Origin of the sequence: Corynebacterium sp. 21KM1197, from assembly GCF_033783015.1 — a bacterium.
GTDB lineage: Bacteria > Actinomycetota > Actinomycetes > Mycobacteriales > Mycobacteriaceae > Corynebacterium.
The window spans coordinates 982,205-1,000,317 of sequence record NZ_CP123907.1 but is presented as its reverse complement, the minus strand read 5'-3'; the positions used below and the strand labels follow the sequence as shown (position 1 = coordinate 1,000,317).

The 18,113-nt window shown below is 65.4% G+C and carries 15 protein-coding genes and 1 pseudogene; 5 read left to right on the top strand and 11 right to left on the bottom strand.

What is annotated here, in order from left to right; translation table 11 throughout:
• Positions 1–2: 2 nt before the first annotated feature.
• From ilvC to OLW90_RS04875, 3 genes are all read right to left on the bottom strand, one after another.
• The gene (ilvC, locus tag OLW90_RS04885; RefSeq protein WP_319651632.1) at positions 3–1,016 is read right to left on the bottom strand and encodes a ketol-acid reductoisomerase; all 1,014 of its coding nucleotides are present in this window, start codon (positions 1,014–1,016) and stop codon (positions 3–5) included.
• Between the two features lie 147 nt (positions 1,017–1,163).
• Positions 1,164–1,688, bottom strand: coding sequence for an acetolactate synthase small subunit (ilvN, locus tag OLW90_RS04880; protein ID WP_319651631.1), 525 nt, complete (start codon positions 1,686–1,688; stop codon positions 1,164–1,166).
• Positions 1,688–3,514 carry an acetolactate synthase large subunit gene (locus OLW90_RS04875; RefSeq protein ID WP_319651630.1) on the bottom strand — a complete coding sequence of 609 codons (1,827 nt, stop codon included), beginning with the start codon at positions 3,512–3,514 and terminating at the stop codon, positions 1,688–1,690. The genes ilvN and OLW90_RS04875 overlap by 1 nt, the downstream gene beginning before the upstream one ends.
• 413 nt (positions 3,515–3,927) lie before the next feature.
• Between OLW90_RS04875 and OLW90_RS04870 the strand changes: the two genes are divergently transcribed.
• The 3 genes from OLW90_RS04870 (at position 3,928) to OLW90_RS04860 (ending at position 7,652) form a co-directional block, all read left to right on the top strand.
• A complete protein-coding gene (locus OLW90_RS04870) occupies positions 3,928–4,434 on the top strand; it encodes a PH domain-containing protein (protein ID WP_319651629.1) in 507 nt (168 codons plus the stop codon).
• An 84-nt stretch (positions 4,435–4,518) separates the two neighbouring features.
• Entirely contained in the window at positions 4,519–6,360 is a 1,842-nt protein-coding gene (ilvD, locus tag OLW90_RS04865) for a dihydroxy-acid dehydratase (RefSeq protein ID WP_319651628.1), read from the top strand.
• A 26-nt stretch (positions 6,361–6,386) separates the two neighbouring features.
• Positions 6,387–7,652 (top strand): glycosyltransferase family 87 protein, encoded by a 1,266-nt coding sequence (locus tag OLW90_RS04860; RefSeq protein ID WP_319651627.1) that lies wholly within the window; start codon positions 6,387–6,389, stop codon positions 7,650–7,652.
• Here OLW90_RS04860 and OLW90_RS04855 read toward each other — a convergent pair.
• The 3 genes from OLW90_RS04855 to OLW90_RS04845 all read right to left on the bottom strand — a co-directional run bounded on the left by OLW90_RS04855 (position 7,636) and on the right by OLW90_RS04845 (position 10,425).
• Positions 7,636–8,760, bottom strand: coding sequence for a DoxX family membrane protein (locus OLW90_RS04855; protein ID WP_319651626.1), 1,125 nt, complete (start codon positions 8,758–8,760; stop codon positions 7,636–7,638). The genes OLW90_RS04860 and OLW90_RS04855 overlap by 17 nt on opposite strands.
• 71 nt (positions 8,761–8,831) lie before the next feature.
• Positions 8,832–9,509 (bottom strand): HNH endonuclease family protein, encoded by a 678-nt coding sequence (locus OLW90_RS04850; RefSeq protein WP_319651625.1) that lies wholly within the window; start codon positions 9,507–9,509, stop codon positions 8,832–8,834.
• A gap of 43 nt (positions 9,510–9,552) precedes the next feature.
• On the bottom strand, positions 9,553–10,425 hold the full coding sequence (locus OLW90_RS04845) for a LysR family transcriptional regulator ArgP (RefSeq protein WP_319651624.1): 873 nt from the start codon (positions 10,423–10,425) through the stop codon (positions 9,553–9,555).
• Positions 10,426–10,558: 133 nt separating this feature from the next.
• On the opposite strand from OLW90_RS04845, the gene OLW90_RS04840 reads away from it, so the two are divergent.
• Positions 10,559–11,251: a LysE/ArgO family amino acid transporter gene (locus OLW90_RS04840; RefSeq protein WP_319651623.1), complete on the top strand. Its 693-nt coding sequence runs from the start codon at positions 10,559–10,561 to the stop codon at positions 11,249–11,251.
• Positions 11,252–11,279: 28 nt separating this feature from the next.
• Here the strand turns inward: OLW90_RS04840 and mgrA are convergent, their stop codons facing one another.
• The 5 genes from mgrA to OLW90_RS04815 form a co-directional block, all read right to left on the bottom strand.
• Positions 11,280–12,347, bottom strand: a complete 1,068-nt coding sequence (gene mgrA / locus OLW90_RS04835; protein WP_319651622.1) for an L-glyceraldehyde 3-phosphate reductase — start codon at positions 12,345–12,347, stop codon at positions 11,280–11,282.
• 19 nt (positions 12,348–12,366) lie between these two features.
• On the bottom strand, positions 12,367–13,662 hold the full coding sequence (locus OLW90_RS04830; RefSeq protein ID WP_319651621.1) for a hypothetical protein: 1,296 nt from the start codon (positions 13,660–13,662) through the stop codon (positions 12,367–12,369).
• Positions 13,663–13,812: 150 nt separating this feature from the next.
• On the bottom strand, positions 13,813–15,321 hold the full coding sequence (gene gatB / locus OLW90_RS04825) for an Asp-tRNA(Asn)/Glu-tRNA(Gln) amidotransferase subunit GatB (RefSeq protein ID WP_319651620.1): 1,509 nt from the start codon (positions 15,319–15,321) through the stop codon (positions 13,813–13,815).
• Between the two features lie 99 nt (positions 15,322–15,420).
• Positions 15,421–16,461: a bile acid:sodium symporter family protein gene (locus OLW90_RS04820; protein ID WP_319651619.1), complete on the bottom strand. Its 1,041-nt coding sequence runs from the start codon at positions 16,459–16,461 to the stop codon at positions 15,421–15,423.
• A gap of 137 nt (positions 16,462–16,598) precedes the next feature.
• Positions 16,599–17,630 (bottom strand): 6-phosphofructokinase, encoded by a 1,032-nt coding sequence (locus OLW90_RS04815; protein ID WP_319651618.1) that lies wholly within the window; start codon positions 17,628–17,630, stop codon positions 16,599–16,601.
• A gap of 97 nt (positions 17,631–17,727) precedes the next feature.
• On the opposite strand from OLW90_RS04815, the pseudogene OLW90_RS04810 reads away from it, so the two are divergent.
• Positions 17,728–18,051 (top strand): annotated as a pseudogene (locus tag OLW90_RS04810) (hypothetical protein).
• Positions 18,052–18,113: the final 62 nt, after the last annotated feature.

Below are 18,113 nucleotides of genomic sequence, written 5' to 3'. Positions count from 1 at the left end.
TTTTAGGCAGTCTCATTCAGCGGGGTCTTGACCCAGCTCATCAGGTCGCGCAGCTTGGCGCCCGTCTCCTCGATCGGGTGCTGGGCGATCTTCTCGCGGCGGGCCTCCAGATCCTTGTTACCGCCCTCCACGTTGGCGATCAAGGCCTTGACAAAGGTGCCATCTTGAATGTCCTTGAGCACCTCGCGCATGCGCTCCTTGGCACCCTCGTCCACCACGCGCGGGCCGGAGAGGTAGCCGCCGTACTCGGCGGTATCGGAGACGGAGTAATTCATGTTCTTCAGGCCGCCCTCGTAGATGAGATCCACGATGAGCTTCATCTCGTGCAGGCACTCGAAGTATGCCATCTCCGGGGCGTAACCGGCCTCGGTGAGCACCTCGAATCCGCTGGTAATGAGGGATTCCACGCCACCGCAGAGCACGGCCTGCTCGCCAAAGAGATCCGTCTCCGTCTCCTCGCGGAAGGTGGTGGGAATGACGCCCGCGCGAGCGCCACCGATGGCCGCGGCATAGGAAAGCGCCAACTCCCGCCCCTCACCCTTGGGATCCTGCTCCACCGCGATGAGGCAGGGCACGCCCTTGCCGTCCACGTAGGTGCGGCGCACCAGGTGGCCCGGCCCCTTGGGGGCGACCATACCCACGGTGACGTTGGCCGGGGGCTCGATCAGCTTGAAGTGAATGTTCAGGCCGTGGCCGAAGAAGATGGAGTCCCCATCCTTGAGGTTCGGCTCGATCTCCTCGGTGAACAGGCTGGCCTGCGTGGTATCGGGGGCCAGGATCATGATGACGTCCGCCCAGGCGGCGGCCTCGGCGTTGGACTTCACCTCAAAGCCCGCCTCGCTGGCCTTGTCCGCGGAGCGGGAGCCCTCGCGCAGGCCAATCACCACCTCCACGCCGGAATCGCGCAGGTTCTGTGCGTGCGCGTGCCCCTGGGAGCCGTAGCCGATAACGGCCACCTTGCGCCCCTGAATGATGGACAGATCGGCATCAGCATCGTAGAGAACTTCAATAGCCATGAGAGTGACTCTCACCTTTCTTCTTCAAGGAGTACCGGGAGGTTCCTCTTGTCACCTTACCCGATTTTTGTTTCATTATATGAGACGAACCCTCCCCTCACGTCTCACAAGGTGAAACGCGTGAGGGTTTTCGCCTCGGCCCCAAGCTCAGGAGCGGGAGGGCGTGGGCGAGAGCGTGCGCGGGCCGCGATTGAGCGCGATCTGCCCGGATTGCAGCATCTCCCGGATACCAAAGGGCTCCAGGACGTCGAGAAGCGCCTGCAACTTCCCCGGCATACCCGTGGCCTCGATGACCACGGATTCCGGGGCCACGTCCACCACGCGGGCCCTAAAGATCGTGGCGGCGTCCACCACCTGCGGGCGGGTGTGGTTGGTCACGTCCACCTTGACCAGCAGCAGGGCTCGGGCCACCGTGGCGTCCTCCTCCAGGCGCACCACCTTGATCACCTGAATGATCTTGTTGAGCTGCTTGGAGATCTGCTCGATGCGCACCTCGTCCGCGTCCACCACGATGGTGATGCGGTTGATTCCGGGCGTGGAGGTCTTAGCCGAGACGAGGGATACCAGGTTGAAGCCGCGGCGGGTAAACATGCCCGAAACGCGGGAGATGATACCGTCCACGTCCTGCACCAGGACGCTCAAGATATGGCGAGTCTTATCCGGTTGAGCCATTACGCCTGTTCCTCCTCAACAAATAGCGGCCGCAGGTCATGGGCATAGCGGATCTCCGAATTGGAGGAACCCGAGGCGATCATCGGCCAGACCTGCGCGTCCTGGCCGACGATGAAGTCCAGCACCACGGGGCGATCATTGATCTCCCGCGCCCACTGGATAGCCGGAACAATCTCCTCCTCCGTGGTCACCCGGCGCGCCGCACAGCCCAGGGCCTCGGCCAGGGCCACAAAGTCCGGCACGTACTCGTTCTGCTCGCGCAACTTGGTGTTGGAGTAGCGTCCGCCATAAAAGAGCGTTTGCCACTGGCGCACCATGCCGAGGTTGCCGTTATTAATAAGAGCCACCTTGATCGGCATGCCCTCCACCGCCGCGGTGGTGAGTTCCTGATTGGTCATCTGGAAACAGCCATCGCCGTCGATGGCCCACACCTCCGCCTCCGGGGCACCGGCCTTGGCTCCCAAGGCCGCCGGAACCGCATAGCCCATCGTGCCCAGGCCACCGGAGTTGAGCCAGGTGCGGGGATTTTCAAAGTCCAGGAACTGCGCGGACCACATCTGGTGCTGCCCCACACCGGCGGCATAAATAGCCTCCGGCCCGGCCTCCTTGGACAGCGCCTCCAGCACCCGCTGCGGCGCCAGCAGGCCGTCCGAGGGCTCCTCGTAGCCGCGCGGGAAGCGCTCGCACAGATCGTCCAGGTACGCCAGCCACGAGGCAGTATCCGGCCCCTCCAGCCCACCATCCACGGCGGAGCGGTACTCGCGTACAAGTCCGGCCAGGACCTCCTTGGCGTCGCCCACGATGGGCACGTCCACGGCCCGGATCTTGCCGATCTCGGCCGGATCAATATCCGCGTGAATCACCTTGGCCTCGGGGGCAAAGGCATCCACCTTGCCGGTCACGCGATCGTCGAAGCGCGTGCCGATGGCAATGAGCAGGTCCGAGCGCTGCAAGGCCCCCACGGCGGGCACCGATCCGTGCATGCCGGGCATACCCATGTGCAGGCGGTGCGATTCCGGGAAGGAGCCCAGGGCCATGAGCGTGGTGACCACCGGGATATTGGCGGCCTCCGCGAACTCGCGCAGCTCGGCTGCCGCATTTGCCTTGATCACGCCGCCGCCGATGTAGAGCACCGGCTTTTCCGCGCGCGCGATCAGCTCCACGGCCTGCGCGATCTGGCGGGAATGCGGGCTGGTCACCGGGCGGTAACCCGGCAGGTCAATCGTGGGCGGCCAGGAGAAGTCCATCTGTGCGTCCTGCACGTCCTTGGGAATATCCACCAACACCGGGCCCGGACGGCCGGTGGAGGCCAGGTGAAAGGCCTCCGCGAGCGCCTGCGGGATGTCCTGGGGATCGGTGACCATGAAGTTGTGCTTGGTCACCGGCATGGTGATACCGCGAATATCCGCCTCCTGGAAGGCGTCCGTGCCCAGCAGGCCGCTGCCCACCTGGCCCGTGATGGCCACGAGGGGGACGGAATCAAGATTGGCGTCCGCGATCGGGGTCACCAGGTTAGTGGCCCCCGGCCCCGAAGTGGCAATGCACACCCCCACGCGGCCCGTTACCTGTGCGTATCCCTCCGCCGCATGGCCCGCGCCCTGTTCGTGGCGCATGAGCACGTGGCGCACCTTGGTGGAGGAATACAGCGGGTCATACAGGGGCAACACGGCCCCGCCGGGAAGGCCAAAGACCACGTCGGCCCCCAGTTCTTCCAGCGAGCGCACCACCGCCTGGGCCCCGCTCATGCGTTCCGGGGCCGAGTGATCGGCTGCGGCCTTGCGAGCAAGCGTGGACGGCAGCGGAGGTTGCTTTGCTTCCGCATTCACGAGTGTCAGGCTCCTTGTGTATCAGTGGTTCAATCAAAAATGGTTATGCAGTGTGGCGCGGCTCCCGTGGGTGGGGTGCCGCCGATTATGCGAAACGCCCTCGCGCATCCACCGTGGGTGGGTGTTGCGGAGGGCGCCTGCTCTTCGACCTAAAACAGCCGTTACGGCACGCGCCGCTCGGGTACAAGAATCGGTCGAATAATCAGCATGGTGAGCACTATACACCATGACGTGACCAAGGCCATTCTTTTTATTCACTGTGCCTGCCCTCTACGCCCCGCCCCAGGGTGCCGTGAGGCGCGCTGCCCCGCAGGACCCCACGGGGACGTCGTCAAGCAGGCGCTTTTCGACGCCCCCGCAGCCGCCCTGGGCCTTTTTGAGCAATGTCACAGCCGTTGGCTACCATGTGGGGCATGAGTCCTGAAGCACCACCAGCCACGCAGTTCCGCCCGGAGCGTTTTCATGTGGCGGTGGTGATTTTCATGGCCCTCATGATGCTCATTCCCATCAGCCACGCCCCCGCCCTCCTCGGTGGGTTCCTGATCCTCCCGGCCCTGTATCTGTGGTGGCTGGTGCGGGCCCGAACCATCGTGGATTCCTCGGGGATCACCGCCCGCTATGCTTTCCGCGGCGCGCGCACGGTGGCCTGGGAGGACTTCGAGGGCATTGGATTCAAGGGCTCCACCAGTTTTGCCCGCTCCCGCAAGGGGGAGCAGTTTCCCCTCCCCGCGGTGAGCTTCAATTCCCTCCCGGCGCTGGCACAGGCCTCGGGCGGGCGCATTCCCGACGCCCTCACCGTGGGCCGGGAGGCGGTAGACGACAAGGTAGCCATTGTTCGTCGCAACGGCGAGCGCGTCCTCATCACCCGCGAGGAATACGCCGCCATGAACAAAGAAGGCCTAGAGCAATCTGAGCACTGACCCTTGAAATATCATCGCCCGCCCTACCGGGCCCCGGGTTAAGAATTCAGTGAGCACGCAGTTTCCGCATAAGAGGAGTTTCCCGTGATCCCGCTGCGATCCAAAGTCACCACCGTCGGCCGCAATGCCTCCGGCGCCCGCGCCCTTTGGCGCGCCACCGGCACCAAGGAACACGAGTTTGGCAAACCCATCGTGGCCATCGTGAACTCCTACACCCAGTTTGTGCCCGGCCACGTGCACCTGAAGAACGTGGGCGACGTGGTGGCGGACGCGGTGCGCGCCGCCGGAGGCGTGCCCAAGGAGTTCAACACCATCGCCGTCGATGATGGCATCGCCATGGGCCACGGCGGAATGCTGTATTCCCTGCCCAGCCGCGAGATCATCGCGGATTCCGTGGAGTACATGGTCAATGCCCACACCGCGGACGCGATGGTGTGCATTTCCAACTGCGATAAGATCACCCCCGGCATGCTCAACGCCGCCATGCGCTTGAATATCCCGGCGATCTTTGTCTCCGGCGGCCCGATGGAGGCCGGTAAGGCCGTGGTGATCGACGGCGTGGCCCACCCGCCCACGGACCTGATCAGCACGATCACCGCCTCCGCCGATGAAAACGTTTCCGACGCCAACCTGAGCAAGATCGAAAGCATCGCCTGCCCCACCTGCGGTTCCTGCTCCGGCATGTTCACCGCCAACTCCATGAACTGCCTCACCGAGGCCCTGGGCCTTTCCCTGCCCGGCAACGGCACCACCCTGGCCACCCATACCGCGCGCCGCGATCTCTTTGAAAAGGCCGGGGCCATGATCGTGGACATGTGCCGCCGCTATTACGGGGAAGGCGATGATTCCGTGCTGCCGCGCAACATCGCCACCAAGCAGGCCTTTAATAACGCGATGGCGCTGGACATGGCGATGGGCGGCTCCACCAACACCGTGCTGCACACCCTGGCCGCCGCCCAGGAAGGCGAGGTGGACTTCACCCTCGATGACATCGACGAACTCTCCTACCGGATCCCGTGCGTGTCCAAGGTGTCCCCCAACTCCGATTACCACATCGAGGACGTCCACCGCGCCGGCGGTATCCCCGCCATCCTGGGAGAACTGCACCGCGCGGGACTGCTGGAAAAGGACGTCCACACCGCCCTCTACGGATCCGTGGACGAATGGCTCGATGACTGGGACGTGCGCGGCGGCAAGGCCATCGACGCCGCCGTGGAACTCTTCCACGCCGCCCCCGGCGGGGTGCGCACCACCGAGGCGTTCTCCCAGTCCAACCGCTGGGACACCCTAGACATGGACGCGGAAAACGGCTGTATCCGCGATGTCCCCCACGCCTACACCGCCGACGGCGGCCTGGTGATCCTGCGCGGCAACCTCGCACCCGATGGCGCGGTGATCAAGTCCGCCGGTATTGATGAGGAACTCTGGCACTTCTCCGGGCCCGCCCGCGTGGTGGAAAGCCAGGAACAGGCGGTATCCACCATCCTGACCCGCCAGGTACAGGCCGGGGAGGTGGTGGTGATCCGCTACGAGGGCCCCTCCGGCGGGCCGGGAATGCAGGAGATGCTGCACCCCACCTCCTTCCTCAAGGGCGCGGGCCTGGGTAAAAAGTGCGCGCTGATCACGGATGGCCGCTTCTCCGGCGGCACCTCGGGCCTCTCCGTGGGACACATGTCCCCCGAGGCCGCCCACGGCGGATTGATCGCCCTGGTGGAGGACGGAGACATCATCACCATCGACGTCCATAAGCGCAGGCTCACCCTGGACGTCCCGGACGAGGTGATCGAGCAGCGCCGCGCCGCGATGGAGGCCCGGGAGAAGCCGTGGACCCCGGTGGATCGCAAGCGCACCGTATCCAAGGCCCTGCGCGCCTACGCCGCGATGGCCACCTCCGCGGATAAGGGAGCTGTACGTCAGGTGGATTAATCATAAGCGGTAAGATGGCCGCCACTATGCCTTCGCTGCCCTCGCCGCCATCACCGCTTCCCGCCTTTCTCCGCCCCCTGCTCATCGTTCTTGGCCTCGCGGCGGGGGTGGGCACCACGTTCCGCCAGTTCGCCGCCACGGACTTCCCCGTGGACATGGTGATCTACCGGGAGGGAGTGTGGGCCTTCCTCCAGGGGCGCGAGGTGTACTCGGTGCCCATGATGGCGGGCGATACCGCGCTGCCCTTCATCTATCCCCCGTTCGGGGCGCTGGCTCTCTCCCCCTTTTCCCTCCCCGTGCTCAGCCATAACCTCGCCGGGGACATCATGATGGCCCTCTCCAACGGGCTCCTGCTGCTCTGCCTCTACCTGGTGCTCCGCGCTATCCTGCCCACCACGCTCGCCTCCTGGGTGTTCCCGCTCAGCGCCGTGGCCTGGGGCGCGGTGCTGGGCTTCGAGCCGGTGGAACTCAATAACGGCTTTGCCCAAATCAACATCATCGTCATGGCCCTGGTGGTGCTTGACCTAGTACCCCGGCGGCGTCGCCTGCCCCAGGGCTGGCTCATCGGTCTTGCCATCGCCATCAAGATCACCCCTGCGGCCATGCTGCTGTACTTCCTGCTGCGCAAGAAGATTCGCCCGATTATCACCGCCGCCCTTTCCGCCGTGGCTGCCACGGGGCTAGGCGCACTGGTGCGCTGGGATTCCACCACAGAGTACTTTGGCTCCGTGCTCCTGGGCATGGGGTCTGGGGAGGACTTTGGCGTGGACCCCACCTACACCTCTAATAGCTCCATCCAGGCTATGCTCACCCGCTGGTCCCCCACCGAGGCCTGGGCCCAGGAGCACCACGGGCTGCTCACCGCGCTGTGGGCGGGCGGCTCCCTCCTGGTGATTCTGGCCGGTTCCCGGATCATGCTGCGGCTCATCAAGGCGCAGCACCCCACCGAGGCCTGGTTGATCGGCTCCCTCATCATGCTACTGATCTCCCCCGTCTCCTGGTCCCACCACTGGGTGTGGTTGGCCATGATCCTCCCGGTGGCCACCTGGCACCTATGCGCCACTCCCCTGCGCCACCGCTGGTTCCTGGGGATCGTCACGGGAACCTGGACGCTGATGGTGGTCACCAATCCCCCCAAGTGGTGGTTTGGCGATGGCGTGAGTTATGCCGATCTTTCCCTGTGGCAGCGCTTCCTGGTATCCGACTTCGTATGGCTGGCGCTGCTCTTTCTGTGCGCCGTGGCCCTGGCGCAGCCCAAGGCCACGGCCCCCGCCGCTACACCAGCGGGTTAATTCCGGCCCCGAACCACCACAGGGCTCCCAGGCCCGCGGCGGCCAGAACCAGGCCCAGCCAGGCGCTCGCCAGCGGGCGGCGCGCCCAGCCGCGCGAGAAGTCCAGCGCGTACCGGCCGGGGCCGGTGAATTGCAGGGCAATCGCGGCCGCGCCCAGAACCATGTACAGCCACACGTTATCCGGCCAGGAGAACACGTCCAGGCCGCTATGGGAATGAGCCAGGGCATCGGCGGCCATGAAGCCCGTGACCACGGTGGCGGCCGCCGCAAAGAGCGGAGTGATCAGGCCCAAAAGCACGAACACACCGGCGGCCAGGCTCGCGGCGGGGATCGCCACGGCAAGCGCCTGGGGCTGAGTATAGGCCGCGTACTGGGCCTCAAGCCCGGAAAGCCCTGCGGAACCACCCAGGTGGAAGAACACGCTCAGGGAATGCAGGATCAACCAGCCGCCCAGGCCAAGGCGCAGGATCAGCAGGCCGAAGTCGAGGGTGCCGCGCCGCACCTCGGGGGTCTCCTCCTCTTCCGCGTTATCCACCACGGGGGCCGCCGCCCCGGCGTAGGCGGGTGCGGAGGGGGAAGAAGCAGGAGCCTCCTGAGCCCGCGTCTCCGGTTGCTGCGGTCGCTCCACGCGCGTGGTGGAGGAGGCGGATGCGGCAACAGACGCGGCAGAAGCGGCCGCCGGGGTGGGCATGGCCTTGTCCTCGGTGAGAGTCTCGGAGGGAACCGGAGCGGCCTTCGGGGGCTTTTTCTCCGTCTCTCTTTCCTTCTTCTCATTCTTCGCTGCGGACTTGTTCGCTACGGGCTTGGCGGCGGGACGCTCCATGGTGGTGGTCGGGGCGTCGGAAAGCAGCGGGGCGCTGCGATCCTTTTCCTTATCTTCCTTAGCGGGCTCGGGCGCCTTCTTCTCCGGCGCCGCGGGCTTCTTTGGCTTCTCCTCGCCCCGAGGGGCCTCCGCGGCCCCGCGCGGGGGGATCTCCTGGGGAGCCGCGCGCCCCACCTTCTTGTAGGGATCGGTGGGGCCATCGGTGGCGGGGTTGAAGGTGGGAATATCCAGATCGTCTGCGTCGGCCTTATCGGCCCGGTCTGGGGTAGCGGAATCTTGGCTCATGTTTGCCAGGATAGCCAGAGCGCAGGGCGTTCCCCACCCTGGCGCGCCGATGACGGCCCGGTGCGAGCGCGCTAACACTGCGCGAGCAACCCGCGCAGGGCGTCCTTTTCCGCCTGGGTCACCCACAAGCCATAACGGTGCTTCACCGCCACCTGCCGCCGGGCATAATCACATCGGAAGCCCACGTTCGGCGGCAACCACGTCGCCGCGTCCCCCGCACCCTTCTGCGCATTGAGTCCCCCATCCACCGCCATGAGGTTCAGCGGATCATTGGCCAGGTTGCGCCGGGTGGCCTCGTCTAACTGCTGCGCGCCCTTGACCCAGGCGTCCGCCAGGGCCACCACGTGATCAATCTGTACTACCCGGGAGGTATCCACCCCGCGCACAAAGTCAATCGCCTCCCCGGAATAGGGATCATGCAGCACTCCCGAGGCCACCACGCACCCATGCGTGCCCGGTTTGAGCACCACCTCGGCTAAGTCCCGGCGCAGAATATCGTTGCGGGTATCGCAGCCATTGTGGCCGCCCTCTACCTCCACATCATCGGACCAGGCCTGCCCAAAGGCCTCGCGGGAATAGCCCGTCATGGGCGCACGCCCCTTCACCGTCAAGGATTCAAGCTGGACTTCATCGCCACCCTCCAGCGCCGGAGGCTCGCCGCCCGGGATCGCCTCCCCGGATTCGTAATAGGTGACCCCCATCAGGCATAGGAAGCACACCACGGCGGCGGTGAGCATTTTCTTCATCATGGCGTTCACGCTAACAAGTGGGTGGGACAGGACGTATCGAACGCTATTTTCGCAGCTCAGCGGAGGCTTCCACCACCGCCTCGGTGAGGTGCGTCAGGGAGAGGGATTCCAGCCGCCAGCGCTGCCAAAACAGGGGCACCTCGTGCACCCGACCGTCCAGGGCCACCAGTTCCCCGGTGCGCAGCAGTGGCCGGGCCTGTTGCTGCGGCAAAAGCGCCCACCCCAGCCCCACCCTGGCGGCCTCCACGAACGCCTCCGAGGAGGGAATGTGGTTCACGCGGCGTCGCCGCCGCGCCCCGGGGTCGAGCCGACCGTCCAGATCGGCGTCCTGGAGGACGTCATTGGGCCCAAAGCGCAGAACCGGCATGTGCGCCCAATCGACCCCCTCGGCGGTGCTATATCTGCTGCGCAATTCCGCGGTGGCCACCGCCCGGTATTTCATCACACCCAGGGGAACCACGTGGCACCCCGATACCGGGGTTTCCTCGCGGGTGATGGCCCCCAATACGTCCCCGCGACGCAGCAGGGTGAGAGTATGGGCCTCGTCCTCCAGGCGCAATTGCAGGGCCACGCTCCTCCACTCTGCGGCGCGCGCCAGCACCGGCCGGAACCAGGTGGCCAGGGAATCCGCATTGACCGCCACGGCAAGCGGAACCCGGCCAATGCGCCTACCCAGTTGGGCATTGGCCTCCTCCTGAAGCAAGGCCATGCGGCGCGCGGCCTGGGCGAGCACCTCCCCGGCGTCAGTAGGCCCCACCGGGGTGGTGCGGCGAATGAGCACGCGGCCCACCTCGCGCTCTAGGGCCTTGATCCTTTGGCTCACCGCCGAGGGAGAAATGCCCAGTTCCGCGGCGGCGGCCTCAAAACTCCCGCCGTCGAGAATGGCCAGGAGCGTGAGCATGTGCGTGGGATTCACCGGGAATCACCATGAGATTCATCACGATAAAACACGGCGGGACGGCGCAAAAAAGGCATATATGAAGCATATCTACACCAGGTGAAGAAGAACAAGATTTACTTCATAGACCTATTCCCGGACACTTGTTGTCATGTCCATTGTGCTCGCTGGTTTCCTGCTCGGTATCTCCCTCATCGTGGCGATGGGGCCGCAAAATATCCTGCTCATCAAGCAGGGGATCCGTAAAGAGGGCATTACTGCGGTGATCCTGGTGTGTATCGTCTCCGACGTCATCCTGTACACCACCGGGGCCTTTGGTATGGGGGCGATTACCACCCGCTATCCCCTGGCCCTGGATATTCTCAAGGTGGTGGGGGTGATCTACCTCGCGTGGTTCGCGTTCCTCTCGCTGCGCGACGCCCTCTTTCCCCGCAGCAACCAGGGCGTTCAGGTGGTCGAGGAGGCACAACCCACAACCCTCCCCGAGGAGGGTACTGGCGACGTCGCGCTGAAAACCCGTACCACGACGCACACCGCACAGCGCACCGGTACAAAAACCTGGGTGCGCCCGGCCCTGGCCGCCCTGGCGCTGACCTGGCTTAATCCCGGCGCCTACCTCGACGGCATGGTGATGATCGGCGGGTATTCCATGCAGTACGGCACCACGGGACGCTGGGCCTTCATCGCCGGGGCTCTCGCCGCCAGCGTCCTGTGGTTCACCGCCGTGGGATACGGGGCCGGGAAACTCTCCGGGCCGCTCTCTAGGCCCATCGTGTGGCGATGGCTCAACGCCGCCTTCGGGATCATTCTGATCGCCCTGTGCGTCAAGCTCGCCCTGCTCTAACCGGCTAAAAGGCCGCTAACCAGCCAGCCTAGCCCCGCTTGGAGGCCGTGGCCCCGGCCCAGATGTTGATGCCGGCGTCGCGGGCGGTGGCGTCGATGGCCGCCAGTTCCTCCTCCGAGAACTCCAGGTTGCCCAGCGCGTCCAGGTTCGCGTCAAGCTGCTCCACGGAGGAGGCTCCCAGCAGCGCGGAGGTGACCTCGGGGCGGCGCAGCACCCAGGAGATGGCCATCTGTGCCAGGCTCTGCCCGCGCTCGCGCGCGATCTCATTGAGGCCGCGCACCATCGTCAGGTTCTCCTCCGAGAGCATGGATTCCTGGAAGGACTTTTTCCCGGCCGCCGCGCGGGAGCCCTCGGGCACGCCGTTGAGGTAGCGATCGGTGAGCAGGCCCTGGGCCAGGGGTGAGAAAGCGATCACGCCCAGGCCGTTATCCGCCGCCGTCTCTAACAAGGATTCCCCGCTTTCCGCGCCCGGCTCCTCCACCCAACGGTTCAGCATGGAATAACTAGGCTGATGAATCAGCAGCGGGCAGCCCTCCTCCTCCATGATCTCGGCGGCGCGCTCGGTAAGTTCCGGCCCATAGGAGGAAATGCCCACGTAGAGGGCCTTGCCGGAGGCCACGATGTCGCGCAGCGCGTACATCGTCTCCTCCAGGGGAGTATCGGGATCGGGGCGGTGGTGATAGAAGATGTCCACGTAATCCACGCCCAGGCGGCGCAGCGACTGATCCAAGGAACTCATCAGGTACTTGCGCGAGCCGCCAAAGCCATAGGGGCCGGGGTGCATGTACCACCCGGCCTTGGAGGAAATGATCATCTCATCGCGGTATCCGGCGAAGTCCTCGCGCAGAATCCGGCCGAAGTTCTCCTCCGCGCTGCCCGCGGGCGGGCCGTAGTTATTGGCCAGATCAAAGTGGGTGACCCCCCGATCAAAAGCACGGTGCAGGATCGCCCGCTGGGTCTCCAGCGGCTTATCCTCACCAAAGTTGTGCCACAGCCCCAGGGAGATCGCCGGGAGTTTCAATCCCGAGCGACCCACCCGGCGGTAGGGCATGTCCTCGTAGCGTTGCGATGCGGGCTGATACGTCATGCCCGCCACCCTACGCCTTTCAGCGAGGCTATCGGGCCGCTCCGGTTTCCGAGTCCTGCTCGGTGCCCTCCGGGCCCTCGTAATCCACGGAGTCATCCTCCATGAGTTCGGTGGTCACCTCCTCCTCGATGGAGGTGGTGAGCACCTCGTCGGTGACGTTGGAGGCCTGGGTGTGGTGCTGCAACTCGCGGGCGTCGGCACGCGAAAAGTCCTCGTCCGGGTGCTCGCGGTTATAGGTCAGCTCGCGGATACGATCGCGGCGGGCGATCTCCTCCTTGATCGTGGAGCGGTTCTTCACCCACCAGTACACCAGCATGCCCACCATGACGATGCCGGTGTAGCCAATGGCCGGGTACACGTAATTCATCAGGGCCTCGAAGCCAAAGAAGCTAATGCCGTACCCGATCAGGCAGAGCACCAGGTACACCGGCTTATAGCGGCTGGGGTTATTGGCCGTCATGCGGCGACCCAGGGCGTAAAACATGCCGATGGCAGTGTTGAAGATCATGGCAAAGATGATCAGCGCCATGATGAACGCCAGCACCGGGGAAATGCTCTCATAGAGCGAGAGCATGGGCACGCTCGCGCTGCCCACCTCGCGGAAGTTCAGGAAGAGCACCACAGCCGCCACCACCAGCAGCACCATGTACGTCAGGCCGCCCATCACGCCGCCGCGAACCACGGCGCGGGGATCGGAGTGGTTGCCGCCGATGACCAGGCACATGGACACACCCAGCAACAGGGCCAGGCCGTTATAGTTCAGGGCGGACAGCCACCACGGGCTCACCGGGGAATCCGTCTGCTGGGCGAGTTCGCTGATCCCCTCGGTGCTCTCCGGGAGGTTCATCATGGTGTAAATAAACACGCCGAGCACCGCCACGATGATCAACGGGGTGATTCCACCGATGATCTTGGATACCTTATCCACATCCAGCAGGCCCACCGCCATGACGATCACCGTCATGATGCCCGAGCCGATCCAGGCCGGAATATCAAACTGCTGTTCCAGATTCGCCCCGGCACCGGCCAGCATGACAAAGCCGATGGCAAAGAGGGTGGCCGTCACACCAATATCCAGGATCTTGGACATCACCGGGTGAGCCACGTTGCGGAACACCATGTTGTGCTCATCGGCCATGAAGTAACTGCCTAAGCCCAGGATCACGGCCCCGGCGACGGTCATGATAATGCCCGAGATCACCGCGCCGAGGATGCCGACGCTACCGAAAGAAATGAAGTACTGAATGACCTCCGCGCCCGTGGCAAAACCGGCTCCCACCAGCAATCCCACGAACGATAGAGCGATGGAAATTGACTTCCTCACAGCAAGAAACAGCTCCTTTAAGCCTCATCGACGTCCCCGCGCCACCGGGCCCCAACCGGGGCAGGCGCGCCTCCCCCAGGCGCACCCGCCGCCACGACGCCGGGGTATGAACGAGGTACCAGGGTAGCTGCTTCTGTACGAAAGCGACAGTTATGACTGAAGTTTCCGCGCTATCAACTCATTGACCTGCTTGGGATCGGCCTTGCCGCGGGTGGCCTTCATCACCGCGCCCACGATGGCTCCGGTGACCTTGGTGTTGCCCGCCTTGTACTTCTCCACGATGTCCGGGTTGGCCGCTAGGGCCTCCTCCACGGCGGCCTCGATGGCTCCATCGTCGCGCACGACCTCCAGGCCGCGCGCGGCCACCACCGCGTCCACGTCGCCCTCGCCGGCCAGCACGCCGTCGATAGCCTGGCGGCCCAACTTATTGGTGAGCTTGCCCTCGCGCACCAACTCCGCTACGCGCGCCACCTGCTGCGGGGTCACGGCCACGGAGTCCAGCTCCACGCCCGCCTCGTTAGCCTTCTGGGAAAGGTAGGAGACCCACCAGGCGCGGGCCTCCTCGGCGGTGGCCCCGGCCTGCGTGGTCTCCACGATGAGGTCGAGCGCACCGGCATTGACGAGGTCGCGCATCTCGGCGTCGGAAAGTCCCCATTCCTGCTGAATCCGCGCGCGGCGCACCCACGGCAACTCCGGCAGCGTAGCGCGGATCTCCTCCACCCACTCGCGCGGGGCGATCACGGGGGGAAGGTCGGGGTCATTGAAGTAGCGGTAATCCTCCGCCGTCTCCTTGGGCCGCCCCTTGGAAGTGGAGCCATCGGACTCCTGATAATGGCGGGTTTCCTGCACGATCTCCTCGCCCGCCTCGATAGCGGCGGCCTGGCGCTGCATCTCAAAGCGCACGGCCTGCTCCACGGACTTCAGCGAGTTGATGTTCTTGGTCTCCGTACGGGTGCCAAACTCCGTGGTGCCCACCGGGCGCAGGGAGAGGTTGGAATCCACGCGCATGGAACCCTGGTCCATGCGCACGTCCGAGACGCCCAGGGCCTTGACCAGGTCGCGCAGCGCGGACACGTAGGCGCGCGCCACCTCCGGCGCGCGCTCCCCCGCTCCCTCGATGGGCTTGGTCACGATCTCGATGAGCGGAATACCCGCGCGGTTGCAGTCCACCAGGGAGGCGGTGGCGCCGTGAATACGGCCATCGGCCCCACCCAGGTGGGTGAGCTTGCCGGTGTCCTCCTCCATGTGCGCGCGCTCGATCTCCACGCGCCACTCGGTGCCGTCGTCGAGCACCACGTCCAGATAGCCGTCGTAGGCGATCGGCTCATCGTACTGGGAGATCTGGTAGTTCTTGGGCTGGTCGGGATAAAAGTAATTCTTGCGCGCAAAGCGGGAGGATTCCGCGATCGAGCAGTTCAGCGCCAGGCCGATCTTGATGGCCCACTCCACGCCCTTGGCATTGACCACGGGCAGCGCGCCCGGCAGGCCCAGGGAGACCGGATCGACGTTAGTATTGGGCTCCGCGCCAAAGTGCGCGGAGGAGGAGGAGAACATCTTGGTTTCCGTGGCCAGTTCCACGTGCACCTCAAGGCCCATTACCGGGTCAAACTTCTCCAGAACCTCATCAAAATCCATCAGGTCATAGCTCGCGGCAGTCATAGCCCCACAGTCTAGTGCTCAGCCGCGCTACGGCACACGGCGGGCGGGGCTTTTCTTGCGGGTTTTGCTTATCGACGCCCCCGCGGCTTTCCTTCCCCGCTACGCGCGCGTTCCCGCATCGCCGGAGGCCTCCCTGCGCCGATCCGCCACCCCGCAGGCGGCCGCAAAGATCGCCCCGGAGATGTTGTGCCACACGGAGAACACCGCACCCGGCAGAGCGGACAGCGGATCGAGGTACTTGGCCGCCAGCCCCGCTGCTAAGCCGGAGTTCTGCATTCCCACCTCGATGCTCATGGTGCGGCGCACCGTCACGGACTGGCCCGTGACCTTTGCCGCGCCGTAGCCCAGGAGGAAGCCCAGGGCGTTATGCAGGATCACCGCCACCAGCACCACCAGGCCCGCGCTGAGGATCTTATCCCGCGAGCCCGCCACCACGATCGCCACAATCACCGCGATGGCCCCCACCGAGACCCAGGGCAACGCGGGCAGGATTCGCTCCACCGCCGCGTGGAAGAGCCAGCGCACCACCAGCCCGCCCACCACGGGTATGAGCACCATCTGCACGATGGATAGCGCCATCGAGGAGGCCTGAAGCGGCATGTACTCCCCCGCCAACCACAGCGTGAGCAACGGGGTAAACACCGGGGCGAGCAGCGTGGAAATGGAGGTCATGGCCACCGAAAGCGCCACGTCCCCGCGCGCGAGCAGGCACACCACGTTAGAACTCGTGCCACCCGGAGCGCAGCCCACCAGGATCACCCCCGCCGCGATCTCCGGGGGCAGGCGCAACAGCCACACCACCAGCACCGCCGCCAGCGGCATGATGACGTATTGGGCCACCACACCCAGCAGCACCGGCCAGGGGCGCGCCGCCACGAGGAGGAAATCCGCCGGACGCAGGCTTAGGCCCATGGCAAACATCACCAGGCCCAGAAGCCAGGTGGTGGCCCCGGAAAGCTCGGAAACGGCTCCGGGGGCCGCAAATCCCACGAGCCCGCCGAGGACCACCAAGAGGGGAAAGCCCACAGCGGCGAGGAAGTAGGCGCGACGCTGCTTATCGGCCTGCCGGGGTTCGGCCTGCCGAGGTGGCGTCGCCGCCCTCCCGGAGGCACCCGTGGGTGAGGCGTGATGATCGGGCATGGTGCCCCTCCTTTTCTCAGGGTGCGATGCAGCCGCTTCATTCCCGCAGCGGGTTCCACCAACCCGGCCATACAGGTCATATGAGAACGACCCCCATCGCATAAAGCGATGGAGGCCACTGTATCCCGCGATCGTGTTTAACCAAACATCGCCTGGGCGGTTTCGTAGCGGCGCAGCGGTACCTCCTTGAGTGTGCCCACGGCCTCGGCCAGGGGAATCATCTCGATATTCTCGCCGTGCAGGGCCACCGTCTTGCCAAAGTGCCCCTCGTGGCAGGCCCGCGCCGCGCGCACGCCGTAGCGGGTGGCCAGCACGCGATCAAAGGAGGTTGGCGTGCCGCCGCGCTGAATGTGCCCGAGCACGGTGGTGCGCACGTCATGGCCCAGCCGGGCGTGGACCTCGTCCGCGATCTGCTGCCCGATCCCGGTGAAGGTCTTGTGGCCAAACTGATCCACCTCCCCCTCGCGCAGTTCCATCGTGCCCTCGGCGGGCAGGGCACCCTCAGCCACCACGATGATCCCGTACTTCTCGCCCATCTGGAAGCGGCGTTCCATCGCCTTGCAGATGTCCGCGATGTCAAAGGGCACCTCGGGGATCACGGTGTAGTGCGCGCCCCCGGCCATGCCCGCATGCAGGGCGATCCACCCCACGTGGCGGCCCATCACCTCCACGATCATCACGCGATTGTGGGATTCGGCGGTGGTGTGCAGGCGGTCGATGGCATCGGTGGCCACGGAAACGGCGGTGTCAAAGCCAAAGGTGTAATCGGTGCCATTGACGTCATTGTCGATGGTCTTGGGCACCCCCACCACGGGAATACCGTTATCGGAGAGCCACTTGGCCCCCTTGAGCGTGCCCTCGCCGCCGATGGGGATCAGCGCGTCCACCCCGGCGTCCGCCAGGTTGGCCTTGATCTGATCCAGGCCCGCCTTGAACTTATCGGGGTGGAGGCGTCCGGTGCCCAGGATCGTGCCGCCACGCAGCAGGATCTTGTCAATGCGCTCGTCGTCGTAGAGCTGCACGCGGCGATCTTCCATCAGGCCCACCCAGCCGTCCTCGTAACCGACAACCGTCGATCCAAACTCGGAGCTGGCCGTGCGCACGATGCCACGGATCACAGCGTTGAGGCCAGGGCAGTCACCACCGGAGGTGAGGGTCGCAATACGCATGGCGACCATTCTAATAGCCCTGCGGCCTTGCGTCCGCGCTCTGGCACATCGCCAAAAACCGCCCTCCATCGCCGCTGCGGCGCTAAGATCAGCGGGCATGGGAATGATGGAAATAAAGAAGCCCCAAGACGTCAATACCGCCGCCGTGGTGGCCACCGGCCTCCTCGGCGGATGGCTCTCCGCCCGCGAGACGGGAATCTGACCGCTGGGAGGCGCGCTGCTGGCGGCCGCCGGGGTGTGGGCCGGGCGCAGTTGGCTGGCCAAGACTAACCCGGCCACCACCGCCGTGCTGGCCACCACGTACGTGGCGGGCTTTGGGGCCAGCCACCCGCTGGCCAAGAAGATCGGCTCCTGGCCCGCGGTGCTCACCGTCACCGCCGTGACCGCCGGTGCCGCGCACCTGCTCTCTGACGCCCGCTAGGCCCCGCCTTTCTTCCCGTTTGTCCCGGCCGGTGCGGCAGGCCGGGGCAACGTGTCCGGGAC